Below are 4,663 nucleotides of genomic sequence, written 5' to 3'. Positions count from 1 at the left end.
GAGGGTGACCGAGGCGAAGAAGGGGGCCTGGGTGAGGTGGTCGAGGAAGGCCGCGGCGGTGTGGGGGGTGAAGTAGCCGGCGGCGACGGCGCGTTCGGTGACGCGCTGGAGGCCGAGGACCTGGTCGGCGGTGCGCAGGTCGCGGAAGAGGGTGGGGACGGGCCGGACGGCGGGGACGGTGAAGCCCGCGGCGGCGGCCAGGCGCGGGAGTTGGCGGCCGATGGCGCCGTTGCGGACGACGCGGTCGGTGAGGTGGCGGGTGTAGGCGCGGGCGACGGCGAGGTCGGGGTGGTCGATGGAGAGGGACTCCCAGTCGGGTTCGGCCATCACGAGCAGGCCGCCCGGGCGCAGGACACGGCGGGCCTCGGCGAGGGCGCGGACGGGGTCGGCCACGTGCTGGAGGACGCGGTCGGTGTGCGCCCGGTCGACGGTCGCGTCGGGGTAGGGAAGGGCGTGCAGATCGGCCAGGTGGACGTGGGTGGAGGGGAGTTGGGCGGCGCGGGCGCGGGCCCGGGCGGCCATGTCGGGGTTGCGGTCGAGGCCCAGCACGGTGCCGGTGGGGGTGGCCGCGGCGGCGAGGGCGGCCAGGTCCGTGCCGGGGCCGCAGCCGAGGTCGAGGACGGTGTGGCCGGGTCGTATCGCGAGGGCGTCGAGCGCGGCCTGCTTGTACGCGCGGGCGGCACCGGTGGCGGCGAGCCGGTCCTGGTAGACGATCCGGTCGGGCACGGCCGCCTCGAACACCGCGTCCGCGGTCCGGGCCAGCGACCGCGCCTCGCGGGCGAGCACCTCCCGCCCCGCGGCGGTCAGCCGCAGCGGGCGCTGCCGCTGCCCCGGCCGGGGGTCCAGGTACTCCACGAGCCGCTTCGCCGCCAGCCGGGCCAGCGCGCCGGACAGGCTGCCGCGGCCGAGCCGGGCGCCGGTCATCCGCTCGACCGCGCTGTTGACGGCGTACCCGTGCAGGGGGCCGTCGGCCAGCGCGCTCAGCACCAGCATCTGCGCGTCGTTCGTCCGCATGTCGGTCAACTCCTGTGCCGTGGCTGGTGAGTTGCGGGATGTACGCGGTGAGCTGCGGTTTCCTGGGGCGCCAGGTGCCCGGTCGGGGCCGCCGGCCACGAGCCACCGGCAGCACGCCCCGGCCCCGCGGACCCGCGGACACCGGATTCCGGCCCGCGAGACGTAACACGCGGCGCGTGTCATCGTTTCGTATTATGGCGGATCCGCTGACAGGTTCCGCACCCCTCCGGAAGGACCGCGGCATGCGCATGGCCGACCCCCTCTACGCCCTCTACACGCGGCGGTTGCGCCGCCGGGTCGCCGCGTCCGAGCCGCTGCCGCGGCACATCGGGCTGATCATGGACGGCAATCGGCGCTGGGCCCGGCAGATGGGCATCGCCAACCCGAGCCTGGGGCACAAGGCCGGCGGCGAGCATGTCGAGGACGTGCTGTCCTGGTGCGACCGCCTCGGCATCCGGCACGTGACCGTCTTCGTCTGCTCCACGGAGAACCTGGAGCGCCGCGACAGCGCCGAAGTGGCCTTCCTCATGGGGCTGATCGAGGAGGTGGTCGGCCGGCGCCTCGCCCGGTCGGACGCCGGCCGCCAGATGCACATCGCCGGCTCGCTGGACGCGCTGCCCGACCGTACGGCCCGCGTGCTCAAGGAGGCCGTGGAGGTGACCCGCGACTGCGCGACCGGGGCGCACGTCACGCTCGCCATCGGCTACGGCGGCCGCCAGGAGGTGGTCGACGCGCTGCGCGAACTCCTCTACGAACAGGCGGAGTCCGGCCGGACGCTGGGCGAACTCGCCGACGCCATCGACGTCGACGACGTGGCCCGGCACCTCTACACCGCCGGGCAGCCCGACCCCGACCTGGTCATCCGCACCAGCGGCGAGCAGCGCATGTCGAACTTCCTGCTGTGGCAGAGCGCTTACGCGGAGCTGTACTTCTGCGAGGCGTACTGGCCCGCCTTCCGCGAGCTGGACTTCCTTCGCGCGGTGCGCAGTTACTCCGACCGCCGGCGCCACTGAGCGGGCCCGCACGTGGCGCAAGTGCCCGGCCCCGCCGGCGGAATCGCCCTGACACAGCGGCCGGCCGGGCGGTACGGTCGTCGGGCCCGTCACACGGCCGAGGCGTAGCGCCGTGTTGCCGTCAGGCCGTAGAGCCGTACGGCCGTGGAGCCGTGAGGGCGCGGAAGCGCGCGGGCGCAGGAGATCTGGGGGGATCTGAGGTTGAACCGGTCGATCGTTCGCCGTATGTCCGTGACCGCGGCGGTGGCACTCCTCGTCCCGCTCGCGCTGGCTTCGTGCCACGGCTCCACGGCGCACCACCAGCACCGCGCCGCCGCCGCAAGCACGCCGTCCCCGAACCCGCACACCGCCGACCCCGACCCGCGGCACCTGGCCCTCGGCGACTGCTTCACCGCCGACCGCACCGGCACCCTGACCGGCGGACGGCGACCACTCGGACCGGTGCACATCGTGCCGTGCAGACGGCCGCACGACGCGGAGGTGTACGGCCGGTTCACCTACGTCGGCGGCGACTACCTCGACGACGCGAAGCTGCGCGACATCGGCGAGTACGACTGCGCCAACCTCACGGCCGCCTACGACATGGACACGTGGACCGTCTCCCCGACCGAGGACCTGGCCCGCTCCCTGCTGCCGACGCCGAAGCAGTGGGCCACCGGCGACCACGACGGCATCTGCTACTGGACTCCCCGCGACGGCAGGACCACGACGACGCTGCGCCGCGACAGGACCACGCTGAGCGCCGACCGGTACACCTACCTCGATGCCGCCAACCGGCCGGAGTCCGCTCTCGCGCCGACCCCGCGGTCGCAGGGCGAGGACGACCGGGACTCGTACCAGTTCTGGGCGGCCGGAGTGGCCGACTCGCTCACCGCCGAGGCGCAGTTGCTCAACGGACATCACTGGCCGGCCCGCGCGCAGGGCCCGGTCAACGCGCTGGTCCAGCGGGTCGGCGCGCTCGCCGCGCTGTGGCGCGACGCCTCGCAGGACGTGACCCTGGCCTCGATCAAACGCACGACGCACACGCTCCAGGGCGAGAACTCCGTGCCGCAGGAGCGCGCCGTCCGCCAGGCGCTGGGCCTGGCCACCACCCGCGCGCGCTGAAGCCGCGACCAGCGGCCGCTCGACCCCCACCGCCCGGGGCCGCAACCGGTGTCACGGCGAAGCCGCACCCCCAGTTGGTAACGAGTTGGACGAGGCTGCCCCGAGCCCTCTTGACGCTCCACTGACAGCGGGCCTACCTTGACATTCGCCAATAGGAAAGTTTCCTAACAGTGAACTGAGGGAGGATGGCGCGCATGGCTGGCACCCCCGGAACGCCGCGCGTACTGCGCGCCATGAACGACCGCGCCGCGCTCGACCTCCTGCTGGAGCACGGCACGCTGTCGCGGACCCGGATCGGCAAGCTCACCGGGCTGTCCAAGCCGACCGCGTCGCAGTTGCTCGCACGGCTGGAGGCGGCCGGACTGGTGCTCGCCACCGGCACCACCGCGGGCCGCCCGGGGCCCAACGCCCAGCTGTACTCGGTGAATCCGGCCGCCGCCCACGTCGCCGGGCTCGATGTGAACACCGAGCGGGTCCGGGCCGCGGTCGCCGACATCACCGGCCGCACCGTGGGCGACTTCCGGCTGCCCACGCCGAGCCACCGCGCCGGCAGCGCGGTGGCGCACGTGGTGCGGGCGCTGGAAGGCGCGGTCAAGGCCGCCGGGCTGAGCCGGGCCGACCTGCACCGGGTGGTGATCGGGACGCCCGGCGCGTTCGACCCGAGCACCGGACGGCTGCGCTACGCCAGCCACCTGCCCGGCTGGCACTCCCCCAGCCTGCTCGACGAGTTGGCCGCCGCGCTGCCGATGCCGCTGGAGTACGACAACGACGTGAATCTCGCCGCGATCGCCGAGCAGCGCATCGGCGCGGCCCGCGGGCACGGCGACTTCGCGCTGCTGTGGAACGAGGAGGGCATCGGCGCCGCGTTCGTGATAGGCGGCAAGCTGCACCGCGGCTGGACCGGCGGCGCCGGCGAGGTCGGCTTCCTGCCGGTGCCCGGCACCCCCCTGGTCCGCAACGTCGTCAAGGCGAACAACGGCGGCTTCCAGGAGCTGGCCGGCTGCAACGCGGTGCTGCGGACCGCCCGCGAGCTCGGTCTCGACGTCCCCGAGGGCAGCCTGGAGGACGCCGCGGCCGTGCTGCTCGGCAAGGCGGCCGCGGTCTACCAGGAGTGCGAGCAGGGGCCCACCGGTCCGTACGCCGAGTTGCTCGCCCGCTGCGCCACCGGCCACGCCGTCGGCCTCGCCTCGATCGTCGCGGTCCTGGACCCGGAGCTGATCGTGCTGGCCGGGAACGTGACGGTCTCCGGCGGCGAGCCGCTGCGTGCCATGATCGAGGCCGAGCTGGCCGAACTGGCCGTACCCCGGCCCCGGTTGGTGCTCGGCACGGTCGAGATGCACCCCGTACTCAGCGGCGCCCTGGAAAGCGCGCTCGCCACCACCCGCGACGAGGTGTTCGACACCTCGCGCTGACCCGTAACCGACCGCCAACCGCCACCCGCAGCACCGCAGGACCGCACGACCGCACCCGCCGAGAACAGCGGAACGGCAGCCATCCGCCGTCCCGTCGGCACCCCACACCCTCAACCGCCC

General features: G+C 74.1%; 4 protein-coding genes. 3 read left to right on the top strand and 1 reads right to left on the bottom strand.

Annotated features, from left to right (window positions below; genetic code table 11):
- On the bottom strand, positions 1-1,014 hold a 1,014-nt coding region (locus AC13HU_RS32590; RefSeq protein WP_483045589.1), incomplete at its 3' end, for a methyltransferase domain-containing protein.
- A 242-nt stretch (positions 1,015-1,256) separates the two neighbouring features.
- On the opposite strand from AC13HU_RS32590, the gene uppS reads away from it, so the two are divergent.
- From uppS to AC13HU_RS32575, 3 genes are all read left to right on the top strand, one after another.
- Positions 1,257-2,027 carry a polyprenyl diphosphate synthase gene (gene uppS / locus AC13HU_RS32585; protein ID WP_483045588.1) on the top strand — a complete coding sequence of 257 codons (771 nt, stop codon included), beginning with the start codon at positions 1,257-1,259 and terminating at the stop codon, positions 2,025-2,027.
- A gap of 225 nt (positions 2,028-2,252) precedes the next feature.
- Positions 2,253-3,131: a hypothetical protein gene (locus AC13HU_RS32580; protein ID WP_483045587.1), complete on the top strand. Its 879-nt coding sequence runs from the start codon at positions 2,253-2,255 to the stop codon at positions 3,129-3,131.
- Between the two features lie 185 nt (positions 3,132-3,316).
- Positions 3,317-4,543, top strand: coding sequence for an ROK family transcriptional regulator (locus AC13HU_RS32575; protein WP_483045586.1), 1,227 nt, complete (start codon positions 3,317-3,319; stop codon positions 4,541-4,543).
- Positions 4,544-4,663 lie beyond the last annotated feature (120 nt).

It is taken from the genome of Streptomyces sp. NH27, from assembly GCF_056859195.1.
The sequence above is the reverse complement of the archived record's forward strand: the minus strand, read 5'-3'. Positions and strand labels throughout refer to the sequence as shown.

What these genes read in the sequence shown, in the direction of transcription:
- uppS (WP_483045588.1), top strand. Translation starts at nt 1,257, where the DNA reads ATGCGCATGGCCGACCCCCTCTACGCCCTCTACACGCGGCGGTTGCGC.
- AC13HU_RS32580 (WP_483045587.1), top strand. Translation starts at nt 2,253, where the DNA reads ATGTCCGTGACCGCGGCGGTGGCACTCCTCGTCCCGCTCGCGCTGGCT.
- AC13HU_RS32575 (WP_483045586.1), top strand. Translation starts at nt 3,317, where the DNA reads ATGGCGCGCATGGCTGGCACCCCCGGAACGCCGCGCGTACTGCGCGCC.